This window comes from Gordonia sp. DT218 (genome assembly GCF_049847105.1).
Classification (GTDB): Bacteria; Actinomycetota; Actinomycetes; order Mycobacteriales; family Mycobacteriaceae; genus Gordonia.
In genome coordinates this window covers 52,839-67,086 of the sequence record NZ_JBNCNS010000001.1, presented here as the reverse complement: position 1 = coordinate 67,086, position 14,248 = coordinate 52,839, and the positions used below count along the sequence as shown (strand labels likewise).

The 14,248-nt window shown below is 66.3% G+C and carries 14 protein-coding genes and 1 pseudogene; 9 read left to right on the top strand and 6 right to left on the bottom strand.

Translation table 11 applies throughout. The features are described from left to right. The first annotated feature begins 105 nt into the window (after positions 1 to 105). Genes ACPXCG_RS00300 through ACPXCG_RS00285 form a run of 4 tightly spaced genes read left to right on the top strand, consistent with a single transcriptional unit; the run spans position 106 to position 4,675 of the window. A complete protein-coding gene (locus tag ACPXCG_RS00300; RefSeq protein WP_425788003.1) occupies positions 106 to 1,512 on the top strand; it encodes an extracellular solute-binding protein in 1,407 nt (468 codons plus the stop codon). Then, positions 1,509 to 2,660, top strand: coding sequence for a carbohydrate ABC transporter permease (locus ACPXCG_RS00295; RefSeq protein WP_425788001.1), 1,152 nt, complete (start codon positions 1,509 to 1,511; stop codon positions 2,658 to 2,660). Before ACPXCG_RS00300 ends, ACPXCG_RS00295 begins: the two co-directional genes overlap by 4 nt. Positions 2,661 to 2,665: 5 nt before the next feature. Further along, positions 2,666 to 3,496: a carbohydrate ABC transporter permease gene (locus ACPXCG_RS00290; RefSeq protein ID WP_425787999.1), complete on the top strand. Its 831-nt coding sequence runs from the start codon at positions 2,666 to 2,668 to the stop codon at positions 3,494 to 3,496. Between the two features lie 3 nt (positions 3,497 to 3,499). Further along, a complete protein-coding gene (locus ACPXCG_RS00285) occupies positions 3,500 to 4,675 on the top strand; it encodes an ABC transporter ATP-binding protein (protein WP_425787997.1) in 1,176 nt (391 codons plus the stop codon). Here the strand turns inward: ACPXCG_RS00285 and ACPXCG_RS00280 are convergent. From ACPXCG_RS00280 to ACPXCG_RS00270, 3 genes are read right to left on the bottom strand one after another with little or no spacing between them, the layout of a single operon-like run. Then, complete coding sequence (locus tag ACPXCG_RS00280; protein ID WP_425787995.1) at positions 4,656 to 5,144, bottom strand: nucleoside deaminase; 489 nt, start codon at positions 5,142 to 5,144, stop codon at positions 4,656 to 4,658. The two genes, ACPXCG_RS00285 and ACPXCG_RS00280, sit on opposite strands and share 20 nt — an antisense overlap. A 53-nt stretch (positions 5,145 to 5,197) precedes the next feature. Continuing rightward, positions 5,198 to 6,055: a chromosome partitioning protein ParB gene (locus tag ACPXCG_RS00275; RefSeq protein ID WP_425787993.1), complete on the bottom strand. Its 858-nt coding sequence runs from the start codon at positions 6,053 to 6,055 to the stop codon at positions 5,198 to 5,200. Then, complete coding sequence (locus tag ACPXCG_RS00270; protein WP_425787991.1) at positions 6,045 to 6,719, bottom strand: metallophosphoesterase family protein; 675 nt, start codon at positions 6,717 to 6,719, stop codon at positions 6,045 to 6,047. Before ACPXCG_RS00270 ends, ACPXCG_RS00275 begins: the two co-directional genes overlap by 11 nt. A 39-nt stretch (positions 6,720 to 6,758) precedes the next feature. Here ACPXCG_RS00270 and ACPXCG_RS00265 point away from each other — a divergent pair, with 39 nt between their 5' ends. Further along, positions 6,759 to 7,334: a suppressor of fused domain protein gene (locus tag ACPXCG_RS00265; RefSeq protein WP_425787989.1), complete on the top strand. Its 576-nt coding sequence runs from the start codon at positions 6,759 to 6,761 to the stop codon at positions 7,332 to 7,334. Positions 7,335 to 7,357: 23 nt separating this feature from the next. On the opposite strand, the gene ACPXCG_RS00260 is transcribed toward ACPXCG_RS00265, so the two are convergent. Beyond that, on the bottom strand, positions 7,358 to 8,431 hold the full coding sequence (locus ACPXCG_RS00260) for a magnesium and cobalt transport protein CorA (protein ID WP_425790400.1): 1,074 nt from the start codon (positions 8,429 to 8,431) through the stop codon (positions 7,358 to 7,360). A gap of 91 nt (positions 8,432 to 8,522) precedes the next feature. Between ACPXCG_RS00260 and ACPXCG_RS00255 the strand changes: the two are divergent. After that, positions 8,523 to 8,695 (top strand): annotated as a pseudogene (locus tag ACPXCG_RS00255) (MarC family protein); the annotation flags it as partial. A 9-nt stretch (positions 8,696 to 8,704) separates the two neighbouring features. Next, the gene (locus ACPXCG_RS00250; protein ID WP_425787987.1) at positions 8,705 to 9,676 is read left to right on the top strand and encodes a glycine/betaine ABC transporter substrate-binding protein; all 972 of its coding nucleotides are present in this window, start codon (positions 8,705 to 8,707) and stop codon (positions 9,674 to 9,676) included. A 30-nt stretch (positions 9,677 to 9,706) separates the two neighbouring features. Here ACPXCG_RS00250 and ACPXCG_RS00245 read toward each other — a convergent pair whose 3' ends face one another. Both ACPXCG_RS00245 and ACPXCG_RS00240 read right to left on the bottom strand, forming a co-directional pair. Further along, positions 9,707 to 10,537, bottom strand: a complete 831-nt coding sequence (locus tag ACPXCG_RS00245) for an SDR family NAD(P)-dependent oxidoreductase (protein ID WP_425787985.1) — start codon at positions 10,535 to 10,537, stop codon at positions 9,707 to 9,709. Positions 10,538 to 10,570: 33 nt separating this feature from the next. Next, a complete protein-coding gene (locus ACPXCG_RS00240; RefSeq protein WP_425787983.1) occupies positions 10,571 to 12,106 on the bottom strand; it encodes a flavin-containing monooxygenase in 1,536 nt (511 codons plus the stop codon). A gap of 158 nt (positions 12,107 to 12,264) precedes the next feature. On the opposite strand from ACPXCG_RS00240, the gene ACPXCG_RS00235 reads away from it, so the two are divergent. Both ACPXCG_RS00235 and ACPXCG_RS00230 read left to right on the top strand, forming a co-directional pair. After that, complete coding sequence (locus ACPXCG_RS00235) at positions 12,265 to 12,837, top strand: TetR/AcrR family transcriptional regulator (RefSeq protein ID WP_425787981.1); 573 nt, start codon at positions 12,265 to 12,267, stop codon at positions 12,835 to 12,837. A 299-nt stretch (positions 12,838 to 13,136) separates the two neighbouring features. After that, on the top strand, positions 13,137 to 14,030 hold the full coding sequence (locus ACPXCG_RS00230) for an endonuclease domain-containing protein (RefSeq protein ID WP_425787979.1): 894 nt from the start codon (positions 13,137 to 13,139) through the stop codon (positions 14,028 to 14,030). Positions 14,031 to 14,248: the final 218 nt, after the last annotated feature.

The window sequence follows — 14,248 nt, the reverse complement described above, 5'->3', positions numbered from 1 at the left end:
CAAGGAGGCTGCGTGCGGTTCCGGGCTGGCAGTTCCGAATCCGGTCGACATCGCGTGGGTGGGCATCTCGGCCACGGATCGCGAAGCGGGGTAAGGCGAAAACTGGTGGTGGGCGCGGCAGTGCTGGTCGCCGCCCTGCCGATCGTGACGGCCTGTGGGTCGGGTTACACACCCAAGGTCCTCAACATCTATCCGCCTGCCGACGGCGCGTCGTTCATCGACGAGGTCGGTCAGAAGTGCTCCGCCGACTCCGGCGGCGCGTACAAGATCGTCACCACGCCCCTGCCGAAGTCGGCCGACGACCAGCGACTGCAGCTGGCCCGGCGCCTGGCCGGCAACGATCCCGGGCTGGACCTCATGGGGATGGACGTGGTGTGGACCGCGGAGTTCGCCGACGCCGGCTGGATCGAGCCGGTGCCGCAAGCCCTGGCCGCCAAGGTTGCCGCGACCAACCTGGGTGGACCGCGCGAGACGGCCATGTGGAAGACCGACGAGGACGCCCAGAAGCGTCTGTACGCGATCCCGACCTGGACCAACACCCAATTGCTCTGGTATCGGCCGGATCTGCTGCGCAAGTACCTCAACAAGTCCAAGGCGCCGAGTACCTGGGACGAGATGCTCGTCGATACCGAGGCGATCCGCCGCAAGGGAGGACCGAGCTATATCATGGTGCAGGGCAAGCAGTATGAGGGTCTGATGGTCTGGTTCAACTCGGTGCTTGCTAGTGCCGGCGGTTCGGTGGTCAGCCCCGACGACCCGAACCTGGTGACGCTCAACGACACCCCCGCCCACCGCGCGGCGACCGTCAAGGCCTTGCGGGTCCTCAAGGCGATCGCGACGGCTCCCGGACACGATCCCTCACTGACCAACGCCGACGAGTCGTCGGCGCGACTGGGCATGGAGAACGGCAGTGCGGCCTTCGAGGTCAACTGGCCGTTCGTGTTCTCCTCGATGCGATCCAACGCCGCGGCCGGCGACGTCCCGTTCTTCCCGGAGATGCAGCAGTACTCGGGCATGCTCGCCGAGGACGCCGAGAACCCGCCGACCGATGCGCAGCTGGGCCCGGTGAACAACGTGGTCCGTACGAAGTTCAACTTCGCGAGGTATCCGGGCGTGAGTCGGGATCTGCCGGCCCGGTCCACTCTCGGTGGCGTCAACATCGCAGTGGCCAGCACCTCACAGCAGAAGGACCTGGCCTTCAAGGCGGCCGACTGCCTGACGAACGAAGCGGCACAGAAGGTCTATTCGGTGGACGGTGGCACCCCGCCGACCATCGCGTCGATCTACGACGACCCGGACTTCAAGGCCGCATACCCGATGGGGGATGACATCAGGACCCAGCTCGAGAGCCGGAATGCCGCGCTGCGGCCGGCTTCGCCGGTCTACCAGGCGATCTCGACACTGGTGACCGCGAAGTTGAGTCCGGTCGGCGCATGGAATCCCGAGACGATGGTCGACGAGCTCGCCGACCAGGTCCGCAAGGCGATCGACGGGGAGGGCCTGATCCCATGACAACCGGCGACAATGGCGAGAACCGGTCGCGACCGGGCCGCCACAGCCTTCCGGAGAACGACACCCCGGCACGGGAACCGTCGGTGCGGCCACCGTCGACCGGTGACACCGGCGCACAACCGGTGTACTCCGACGCATGGACCCCTCCCGCAGGAGATGCTGCCCCCGAGGCGGGCGGCGCCGCTGCGGCAGCCCGGCCGCCGGCCGGGGGAGTGGCCGTCGCCGAGCGCCCCGCCGCGGCTCCCGCGAAGGGCGGCAAGAAGAAGCTGAGCGAGGGCAAGGCCGCGGAGCGGCGGCTCGCGCTCTGGCTCGTGGCACCCGCGGCGATCATGATGGCGCTCGTCACCGGTTATCCGATCGTGTACGCGATCTGGCTGTCGTTGAACAAGTCGAGCCTCTCGGCTCCGGGCGAGCGCAGCTTCGTCTGGTTCGACAACTACGCCACCGTGCTCACCGACAACTACTGGTGGACGGCGTTCTCGGTAACCCTCGGGATCACCGTGGTGTCCGTGGCGATCGAGCTGGTGCTCGGCATGGCGATCGCACTTGTCATGCACCGCACCATCTTCGGCAGGGGAACCATCCGCACGGTGGTGCTGATCCCGTACGGCATCGTGACCGTGGCGGCCGCGTTCTCGTGGTATTACGCGTGGACGCCGGAGACCGGCTACCTGGCCAACCTGCTGCCCGATGGCAGCGCACCGCTCACCTCGCAGTGGCCGTCGCTGGCGATCATCGTGCTCGCCGAGGTCTGGAAGACCACACCGTTCATGGCCCTGTTGCTACTCGCAGGTCTGGCGCTCGTTCCCGACGACCTGCTCAAGGCGGCGCAGGTGGACGGCGCCGGTGCGTGGACACGCCTGTGGCGCATCATCATCCCGCTGATGAAGCCGGCCATCCTGGTCGCGCTCCTGTTCCGCACCCTGGATGCGTTCCGCGTCTTCGACAACATCTACGTCTTGACCAAGGGCTCCAACAACACCTATTCGGTGTCGATGCTGGGTTACGACAACCTCTTCAAGGCATTCAACCTCGGTGTCGGGTCGGCGATCAGCATCCTGATCTTCATCTGTGTCGCGATCATCGCGTTCATCTTCATCAAGGGCTTCGGTACCGCGGCGCCCGGTTCCGAGAACGAGGGGAGGTAGGCCGCGTGCGATCCGGTATCGGAAACAAGGCCTGGTGGTCGATCGCCAACATCCTGGTGATCCTCTATGCGATCATCCCGCTGCTGTGGATCATCAGCCTGTCGTTCAAGCCCCCGGGCAGCGTCAAGGACGGCAGCTTCATCCCCAAGGAATGGACTTGGGAGAACTACACCGGAATCTTCGAGACCAGCGCCTTCACCAGCGCGCTGCGCAACTCGATCGGCATCGGGCTGATCACCACGGTCATCGCGGTGATCCTGGGCACGATGGCCGCGTATGCCGTGGCGCGCCTGGACTTCCCGGGTAAGAAGCTGCTGATCGGTGCCGCCCTGCTGATCGCGATGTTCCCGCAGATCTCGCTCGTCACACCGTTGTTCAACATCGAGCGAAACCTGGGGCTGTTCGACACCTGGCCCGGTCTGATCCTGCCTTACATCACTTTCGCACTGCCGCTGGCGATCTACACGCTCTCAGCCTTCTTCCGGGAGATCCCGTGGGAGTTGGAGAAGGCGGCCAAGATGGACGGTGCGACCCCGTGGCAGGCCTTCCGCAAGGTGATCGCGCCGCTCGCGGCCCCCGGCGTCGTGACCGCGGCCATCCTGGTGTTCATCTTCGCCTGGAACGACCTGCTGCTCGCCCTGTCGCTGACCTCCACCGAGCGAGCCATCACCGCACCGGTGGCGATCGCCAACTTCACCGGTGACAGTCAGTTCGAGGAGCCCACCGGTTCGATCGCGGCGGCCGCCGTGGTCATCACCATTCCGATCATCATCTTCGTGCTCTTCTTCCAACGTCGAATCGTGGCCGGGCTGACCTCCGGCGCGGTGAAGGGATAACCCATGGCCGACATCGTTCTGGACAACGTCACCAAGCAATACCCGGACGGGTCGACCGCGGTCCACGGGGTCGACGTCGAGATCGCCGACGGGGAGTTCATCATCCTGGTCGGCCCGTCGGGGTGTGGGAAGTCGACCACCCTCAACATGATCGCCGGACTCGAGGACATCTCCTCCGGCGAGCTCCGGATCGGCGGGGAACGGGTGAACGACCGCGCACCCAAGGACCGCGACATCGCGATGGTGTTCCAGAGTTATGCGCTGTACCCGCACATGTCGGTGCGCGAGAACATCGCCTTTCCGTTGACGCTGGCGAAGCTGTCGAAAGCGGAGGTCACCGCGAAGGTCGACGAGGCGGCCAAGATCCTCGACCTCGGGCCGTACATGGACCGCAAGCCGGCGAACCTGTCCGGTGGTCAGCGGCAGCGTGTCGCGATGGGACGCGCGATCGTGCGCTCGCCCAAGGCCTTCCTGATGGACGAGCCGCTGTCGAATCTGGACGCCAAACTGCGTGTGCAGATGCGGACCGAGATCTCCCGCCTGCAGAACCGGTTGGGCACCACCACCGTCTACGTCACCCACGATCAGACCGAGGCGATGACCCTCGGTGACCGGGTCGTGGTGCTGCGCAGCGGATACGTCCAGCAGATCGGAACCCCGCAGGAGCTCTACAACAACCCGGCCAATCTGTTCGTGGCCGGGTTCATCGGCTCGCCCGCGATGAACTTCCTGCCGGGGCGCCTGGGCAGCGACGGCATCGACACGCCGATCGGCCGGGTCGCCATACCCGATCATCAGCAGATCGTCACCAACGCGCAGCGCGCCAAGAGCAACGGCGATGTGCTGGTCGGCGTCCGTCCCGAACATCTCGAGGACGCGGCCCTCGTCGATCCGGCGGCCCGGTCCACCGGGTCGACGCTGACGGCCAGCGTCGACGTCATCGAATCGATGGGATCGGACAATTACGTCTACTTCACAGTCGACTCGCCGGCCGCGTCCAGCGATGCCCTCGACGAGCTCGCCGCGGATTCCGGTGCGGAGATCGGTGGCGGACAGATGATCGCACGCGTCTCGCCGGAGTCCCGGATCAGCCGGGGCGGCACCGCCGAACTGTTCTACGACAGCTCGAAGGTCGCCGTGTTCGATCAGTCGTCCGGGGTCAACCTGCGTCTCGGATGACGCGGGCGTGATGTAGGTCGCGCAGGGTCTCGGTGAACTCGTCGACGGGTCCGTCGACCACCACACCCGGCGCGACCTGTTGGATCGGCAACGCCGCGACCGGTGCGGGCGCTGCGTCCCACTCGACGAGCCACGCGGCGAGTTGTGCGCCCGACCCGGCGTACACGATGCGGCCGAGGCCGACCCACGCGTGCGCCGCCGAGCACATCGGGCAGTGCTCACCGGACGTGTACACCGTGCACGACCCACGTTGGGCCGGTGACAGATTGGTGGCGGCCCAGCGGGCGATCGCGAACTCCGGGTGCTGGGTGGCATCGCCGCCGGACACCTGGTTGCGGTCGGCGAACAGTTCGGTCCCGTCCGCGGCGACCAGCGTCGAACCGAACGGCTCGTCACCGGCGTCGAGCGCCGTGCGTGCCAGATCGACACAGCGGCGCAGATGTTCGACGTCTGTGGGGGTGATGGACATGCTCGTGTGCTCCCTCGTCGTGCGGTACCGGTGCGACGGCTCGGAGGCGCCGGTCAGCGACGGCGCCGACGGCCCTGGTCGTGTAGTTCCCGCAGGATGTCGTCATCCCAGATGTGCTTGCGTACCAAGCGATAACGCTCACACGCCAGCCAGAGATAGAGCTCGGCGTCACTCGTCAGGTCGGGCCTGATGTCGGCGCGCCGGGCCATCCGCACCACCGGCAGGAACTCCTCGCCGAACCATCGGCGGGCCACCTCCGGGCGGCTGAGGAACTCGCCTATCTCCTGTCCGAGCCGAAATCCCCAGGCTTCCACGTTCTCCGACAGCTCGGCGTAGTCGAAGGGATCGGAGAATCGGATGGCACCCGCCTGCGCGCCGGCCAGCGGGACCCGCGACAGGAAGAGTCGCCGGTGATCCTTCATGATCAGGTCAGACGCCGCGTTGATGCCCTCCGGCGAGATGCGCGTGTGGATCTCGGTGACGTAGGCGTCGATGGTGTGCAGGTGGCGGGCGATCGCGATCGACACCCGGTGGTGGCCGTCGAGCACGAAATGCATAGAGCCGATGCGGTAGAGCCGTACCGGCGGCACCGATTCGCCGCGGCGCTGCGCGGCCGCCAGGCGTTGCCACCGCTCCCGGATGCGGGATGAGGTAGGCCGGAAGTACCGGTCGAAATCCTTGGTGCGGTCGACACTTCCGACGATGGACTCCACCTCTACCTGCTGCAGCCCGAGGTAGGTGTCGCCGATCCGGCCGAGTGCGGCGACGACCTCGTCGAACGGCAGGACGGTGTTGACGTCGGCGGGCTGCCGGGTGAACCACGCCATGAGACGCGACATCTCGGCGTGCCGACGCATCCGGGTGAAGTCGTTCTCCGCGTCCGCATCCGGGAATCCGGTGTCACGAGCCATGACGTCGCCTCACGATCTGGAATTCGCGGGTACCGGGATCGATGTCGAACTGGCAGTAACCCACCACGTTCATCGAGATCGTCGCGTCGCCGATCATCTTGTCGGCCGGCCGTGCCCCGAAGGGATGGACGTGACCATGGACGAGCAACGTGGGCTGCAGCGACCGCACCAGTCCGTGGTAGCAGTCGAAGCCACGATGGGGCACGTCGTCGCCGTCACCGATCCCGCGTGCCGGGCTGTGGGTCAGCAGGATGTCGGGGGTGGCGCGGGTGCAACTCAGGCGCCACGAGCGGATGCGCTGCTGCATATCCGAATACTGGTTGGGACCGTCGTTGTAGCGTCGGCACCCGCCGAGCCCGCTGATCCGCAGTCCGGCCACCGTCACGGTCCGCCGATCGGCGTTGATCGCGCCGCGCGGTCCCGGATCCGCCGATGGCAGGCCGGCCCGGATCCATCCGGCGCGGCCGTGTCGGTAACCGGTCAGGTCTCGGTCATGATTACCGGGGACGTAGACGCATGGCGCGTCACAGAGGGTGGAGAGCACCTCGAGATACTCGAACGGCAGGTCACCGGCACCGAGGATGATGTCGGGACGCCCTTCGATGCCGACCCCGAAGGTCAGGGAATCGATGACCTCATCGGCCACCGCGAGGACACGTACCACGCCTTCAGGCTAGGCCATCGGGCCTACTACGGTGGATGCGTGAGCGATGCTGTCACCGACCGGATCAATGAGTACCTCGCCGAGCGACTCGATGCGCGACCGCAGCGTGCGTCGGTGACCTTCCTCGGCGTGGAACCGATCGACGTCGCGCGCTTCGTGACCGGCGACGACCTCGTATACGTCACCGTGGGGTGCGCCCGTCATCCGATGTCGGAGCCGACCGACATCCACGCGGACCCGGTGCGCGGCCCGCGAGCCGAGCTGGTGGTGCGGATGCACGCAGGAGCGCCGCTGCCAGGACTGCACCGGCGGATGGCGACCCTGGCGGCGGCGCCGGCCGTCGAAGGTCTGATCATCGGGGAGGACGCCCTGATCGACCTCTCCGAGCCGGTCTGGGATGGTGCGGCGTGCACCGCCGTCCTGCTGGAGGCCGACGAGCTCGGCGAACTGGCCCTCGACGAACCCATGGATCCGGTGCGATTTCTGCGGGCCGTCCCGATCACCGCCAACGAAGCGGCGTGGGTGCGTCTCAAAGGTGCGACGGCCCTGCGGGAGGCCTGGGCCGAGGCCGGGATCGACGTGCGCTCATCGGATCGGGCGGCCGCGAAACTCTAGCGGGTGGATGCTCTGACGGGTGATCACAGCCAGTTGTGACGGCGGAAGACCACCCATAGTCCGGTGCACGCGACGATCAGCAGCACGATGACGGTGGGATAGGCCCAATGCTGGTGCAGTTCGGGCATGTAGTCGAAATTCATGCCGTAGATCCCCGCCACCATGGTGGGGACCGCGGCGATCGCGACCCACGACGAGATCTTGCGCATGTCGGTGTTCTGCTGGATCCCCACCTTTGCGGCCGCGGTGCCGATCAATGACGACAGCACCTCGTCGTACTCGACGATCCGGTCGATGACTGTGGTCAGGTGATCGGCGACATCACGGAAGTGCCGTCGGATCTCCTTGGGCACCAACGGGTTCTGTCCGGTAAGACGGGCCAGCGGTCCGGTCAGCGGGGTCACCGCCCGCCGGAGTTCGAGGACTTCGCGCTTGAGTAGATAGACGGGATCGATGTTCAGTGACCGTCGCGGACCGAAGACGGATTCCTCGATGGCGAGGATGTCGCTCTCCATCTCGTCGGTGACCGCGAGATAGCTGTCGACGACGAGGTCGGCGATCGCGTGCAGGACGGCGGTCGGGCCCAGGACGAGACGCTCCGGTCGTGCCTCGAGTCGTCGGCGCAGACCGGAGAGGTGGGTGTGGTCGCCGTGCCGCACCGTGATCACGAAGTCCGACCCGACGAAGATCATGATCTCGCCGGTCTCGACCACCTCGCTGGCTTTCTCCATCGACTCGTGCTCGACGTATTTCACCGTCCGCAGCACCAGGAACTGGGTCTCGTCGTAGACCTCGAGCTTCGGGCGCTGGTGGGCATGTACCGCGTCCTCGACCACGAGTTCGTGCAGGCCGAACACCTCGGCGACACCCTGCATCTGTGCGTCGTCGGGGGAGTGCAGGCCGAGCCAGACAAAACCCTCGCCCGTCGAGCGCACCTGATCGAGTGCGTCGGTGTAGGAGATGCGCCCCGGCCTGCGATGCCCGTCGACGTAGACCGCGCAGTCCACGACAGCACGGGCCACCGGCACCGGGATTCGGGGCAGCGGCCTCTTCTCCCGACGCGGGGGGACGAGTCCACCGGGGCGCAGGTGTGGCATCGAGGGCACGACTCGGATGCTACTCGTAAGATCACCGCGTGCCCGTCGACCTGACGGTCACACGAACACCCTGATCACGCTGGTCGTGAACATCAGCGTCCACCTCATCGTGATGATCGCGCTCCGCTATTCCACCGTCCTCATCCGGGTGCTGGGCCTCGGCGGGTCACCCTGCTGGCAAAGATCGCCGGTCTCCTGCTCGCCGCCATCGCGGTTCAGCTCATCGCCGACTCCATTGCGGGCTTCATCGTGGCGTCCGGCTAACGTGGGTGCGTGATCAAGCGTGCCGCGACAGCGATCCTGATGGTTCTCGCCCTCGCCGCAGTGGCCGGGTGCTCGGAGGCCGATTCCCATGACGGCGATCTGGTGATGGGAGCGCCGAATTCTCCGTCGATGCAGGTGATGGCACAGATCTATGCGGGCGCGTTGCGGCATGCCGGCAGTCCGGTCTCGATGACCGTGCCGCGCGGGGATTATCGTTCCCTGCTCGACGACATGGATGCCACCACCGTCGACCTCTTCCCGGCGTTCAGCGGGCGGCTGCTGTCCGAGCTGGCTCCGCAATCAGCCCCGCCCACCGCCGATCAGGTCTACTCCGAGCTGAATCGGTCACTCCCGCAAGGTGTTTCAGTCGGCGATGCGACCACGGTCTCGGCGACGCCGCAGATCTTCGTGGCGGCCTCGGTCGCCGACCACGAGGTCACCGATCTGGCGCACTGTTCGCGACTGGCGCCGGGACTGCCGCTGGTGGTGGTCGGCGACCCGGATGGACCGACGATCGATGCGCTCAGCGCCGCGGGCTGCCGATTCGGCCCGGTCGAATCGGTGCCGTCGTCGTCCGCGGTGGTCCGACGGGTCGCAGGCGGCGGCGCGGTCGGGCTCCTGACCCCGCTCGACGTCGCAGGCGACGATGCCGAGGGTTCGTCCGGGGACATCCGGGCGCTGACCGTGCCGAAGTCGGCGACGGAGACAGGTGCTGGTGCGACCGCGGACAAGGCCACGACTGCGGAGTCGCCTTCCGAGGATGCGCCGGGTGGCCGGGCGGTGGTCGCGACGGGACCGCGCGCCGAGCAGCTGGTGCCGGTGTACCGGACGGCGGCGCTGTCCCGTGATCAGGTGAAGACGATCAACAAGGTGGCCGGCGAGATGACCACCGCGGACCTCGCGACACTGACGCGACGGGCCGTCGCCGGGGCGGCTCCCGCCGACCTCGCCAACGGGTGGCTGGCCGAACACGGTCTGTAGTCCGGCCGGCCACCCGCGGACGCGCGACGATCACTTCGCCTTGCTGAGTGCCCATCCCGTGACCCGTGCCGTGATGCCCTGGTAGCCGGACGCGACGAGACGCACCCAGAGGTCGAGGAGTTTCGCGTCCGCGCCCACCAATACCCTGGCCCGGTTCTTCTGCACACCGTTGATGATCACGTCGGCGGCATCCTCGGAGGTCATCCGGGCGAGATAGCGGTCGAAGAATTCCGCGGACTTCTTCTGATCGTGGTCGCCGGATGAGGTGGCGTTGCGCGCGATCGCCGTCTTGATGCCACCGGGGTGCACGCATGTGACCTTGACCGGGTACTTGGCCAGGATCATCTCCTGGTTGAGCGACTCGGTGAAGCCGCGAACGGCGAACTTCGCCGAGTTGTACGCGGCCTGGCCGGGTTCGGAGAGCAGACCGAACAGCGACGACGTGTTGACGATGTGGCCGTCGCCGGACGCGATGATGTGTGGCAGGAACGCCTTGGTGCCGTTCACCACACCCCAGTAGTCGACGTCCATGACGCGCTCGATGTCCTTGAACTCGGTCCGCTCGATCTCGCCGTGATGTGCGATCCCGGCATTGTTGAAGATCACGTTGACCTTGCCGTAGTGCGCCACGACGGTTTCCGCGTAGTCGAGAACGGCCTCACGCTCGGCGACGTTCAGGATCTGGGCGTGGACCGGCGCACCGGTCTCGGCGACCAGTTTCTCGGTGCCCGCCAGGCCGTCGGGGTTCATGTCCGAGATGGCGAGCTTGGCGCCCTTGCGTGCGAGCTTGACCGCCAGGTCACGGCCCATGCCCGATCCCGCGCCGGTGACGACGACGACCTTGTCGCGAAAGTCCTTCATGTGTACTCCTCGGTTCGGTGTGGGTTGCGGCGGTCAGGCGTTGGCCGGTGACGGCTGTGTGTCGGCGGATTCGGCCGGGAGCGGGCGCGCCCCACGGCGTTCCACATCGTAGGCGGCGATGTCGAACTGCCGGGTGATACGACGGAAGTTGAAGGTGAATCCCGGCCACAGCGTGGTGATGTTGCCGTGGTGGTCCTTGTACCACGACGCGCATCCGCCGTTGACCCACACGCTGTTGCGCAGATCGTGCTGGACCTCCGCGTTGTAGCGCTGCTGGGCCGCCAATGTGACGTCGGTGCGCGTGATGCCCTGTGCGCGAACCGTCTTCAGATAGTCGACGAGGTAGTTCAACTGGGATTCGATCATGTACACCATCGAGGTGTGGCCGAGGCCCGTCGACGGTCCGACCATCAGCATCATGTTCGGGAAGCCGTTGACGAATGCGCCCTTGTAGCCCTGCATGCCGATCTCGTCCCACACATTGGCAAGGCTGCGCCCGGCGGCGCCGACGATCTTGTCGAAGACGGGGGAGTCGGTGACGTGGAAACCGGTGGCCACCACGATCACGTCGACCTCTCGAACGGTGCCGTTCTTATCGGCGATCCCGTTCTCGGTGATCGAGGCGATGCCGTCGGTGACGAGGTCGACGTTGGGACGCGCGATGGCGGGATACCACTCGTTGGAGCGCAGGATGCGCTTGCAGCCGACCTGGAACGTCGGGGTCGCCTTCGTCCGGAGTTCCGGGTCGCGGATCGATCGGGCGATGTTGGCGCGGCACACCAGTTCCACCGGCTTGAGCGACCTGGGCGAATAGGTGAGACCGAATGCGGTGACCTCGTTCATCGCATAGATCGCGCCGCGGACGGCCGACTGGTACCCGGGAACCTTGGCGAAGGCCCACTTCTCGGTTGCCGAGTAGGCGCGTTCGGTGCGCGGCACGATCCAGGGTGCGGTGCGCTGGTAGACGTCGAGCCGGCCGGCGACCTTGGCGAGTTCGGGGACCAACTGGATGGCCGAGGCGCCCGTGCCGATCACCGCGACACGCTTGCCGGTGAAGTCGACGTCGTCGTCCCAGCGGGCCGAGTGCACGATCGTGCCCTGGAACCCGTCGAAGCCGTCGATGTCGGGGAGGTTGGGCTCACAGAGAGGGCCGATCGCACCGATCATGATCTGCGCGCGAACCTGTTCGCGCTGCCCGTCGCGCAGCACGTCGAGGATCCAGCGACGCTCGTCCTCGTGCCACTCGGCGTGTTCCACCTCGGTCTGGAAGCGGGTGTGGGAGCGCACGGCGTGGCGGTCGGCGACATCGTTGATGTAGCGATGGATCTCTGGCTGATGGGAGTACGAGCGTGACCACTCCGGATTGTGGGCGAAGGAATACGAGTAGAGGTGCGATGGCACGTCGCAGGCCGCGCCCGGATAGGTGTTGTCGCGCCAGGTGCCGCCGAAATCCGAACCGCGGTCGATGACCATGAAGTCGTCGAAGCCGTTCTGCTTGAGCTTGATGGCTGCGCCCAGGCCGGAGAACCCCGCTCCGATGATGGCGATCTGTACATCGATCATTGTCATGGTCCCACCATAAAGGTCTACTGAACAGCCGTCAATAGCTTATTGAATCTTGATCAATAAAGGCCTACGGTGGACCTACCAGCATCGACGGCGAACGAGAGGACATTCAGACCATGGCGGTGACCTCGGGTTCTGTGCCGGCGGCCAAGCGTACGCGGATGAGTCCGGAAGCCCGGCGCGACCAGCTTGTCGAGCTCGGACTCGACATGGTGCGTGACCGCCCGCTCGAGCAGGTGTCGATCGACGCGATCGCAGAGGCCGCGGGGGTGTCACGGGCCCTGCTGTTCCACTACTTCGAGTCGAAGCAGGACTTCCACGTCTCCATCGCCCGGGCGCAGGCAGACGAGATGCTCGAACGCACCGAGCCCGATCCGGGGTTCGGTGATCCACTCCTGATGCTCTCGGCCTCGATGTCGGCGTTCATCGACTACGTCACCGACAATCGCGAGGCGTATATGGCCTTCATGCGCGGGTCGTCGAGCGCCGATCCGGCGATGCGTGAGGTATTCGACCAGACGCGCGCCGTCATGGCGGCCCGCGTTCTCGACCACGCGCCCGCGCTGGGTATCGCGGTGACGCCGGTCGTCGAGATGACCGTGCAAGGCTGGATCTCGTTCGTCGAGGACACCACGATCAGGTGGCTCACCGATCCGGTGATCGATCGTGATCAGCTGCTGGCCTTGATCAGCGCCGCGCTTCCGGCTCTCGCCGGCGTCGTCCCGCAGGACTGACTCCCCGCCGACAGCAACCGAAATCCCGCCGACAGCAACCTGTTTCGCGTCGACAGCAACCGAGATCCCGTCGACAGCAACCGAGATCCTACGCGAGAGCAACCGAGATCGTGCCGACAGCAACCGAGATCGTGCCGACAGCAACCGAGATCGTGCCGACAGCAACCGAGATCCTACGCGAGAGCAACTGGGATCGGGTCGAGAGCATCCACAGACACCGGACGGTGACGGCGCGACGACGGTCTGTCCACAGGCCGACGAACTGCGCGGGTCCCTTCCCCTGCCCGGCGCGTCCAATGATGATGAAACCCACTCCGGAATCCGACAGACGCGCCATCCGACGGAAGCAGGCACTCGAGCGCTCCGACATGACGGGCGAGGTGTTCGACGCCGCCTTCACCCGGTTGCACGGGAATCTGTATGTCGAGCGGACGGCGATTCTCCCGCCGCGAGAGCGGATTGCCGTGACGGCTCGTTGCGCCCCCGACGACGTGGTCGTCGGGGGGATCGCGGCGAAGATCATGCACGGGGGTCTCTGGCACGACGGCGATTTCACCATCGAGCTCCTTCGTGGTCCCGACGCGGGAAACCGGCCCGGGCGCGGACGCACGGTGGCGCGACGGACCGGACTCACCCCCGACGACGTCGTCGAGATCGATGGAATTGCCGTGACGTCGGTGGTCCGTACGGCTTTCGACCTGGGGCGGGTGGGTCCACCATGGCGTGCGCTCGGTCACCTCGACGATCTTGCGCGGGCCACGGGCTTCGGGCTCGACGAGGTGCGACGTCACGCCGAACGGTTCGCCGGGCACCGAGGGGTCCGGCAGCTGCGCGAGTTGATTCCGCTGGTGGACGGCGATGCGGAGTCGCCACCCGAGAGCTGGGTGCGTCTGCTGATGCACCGATCGGAATTACCCACCCCGGAACTTCAGATCGAGGTCGCCGACGACGACGGGCAGATCTTCGCCCGTATCGACCTCGGGTACGTCGGGCCGATGATCGCGATCGAGTTCGACGGTGCGGATTTCCACACGTCGCCGGCGCAGCGGGCGCGGGACGGGGCTCGCGATGCGCGACTCCGCGAACTCGGCTGGATCATCATCCGCATCGACGCCGACCGTCTCCGGACCGATCCGTGGGGAGTGGTGATGGAGATCGAGCGAGCCCTGCGCTCCCGTGGTGGGTATTTCTGAGGTGCGTGGGTTGCTGTCGGCGCAAAGCCTGTTGCTGTCGGCGGCCAGGACGTTGCTGTCGGCGGAACCGACGTTGCTGTCGGCGGCCAGGACGTTGCTGTCGGCGGAACCGACGTTGCTGTCGGCGGACATGGGCGGGAGGGCCGACACAGACAAGTGTGGCGGGGGGCGGGGGCCCCCCCCCACAACAAAAATAAAAAAAACCCAACACCCACACA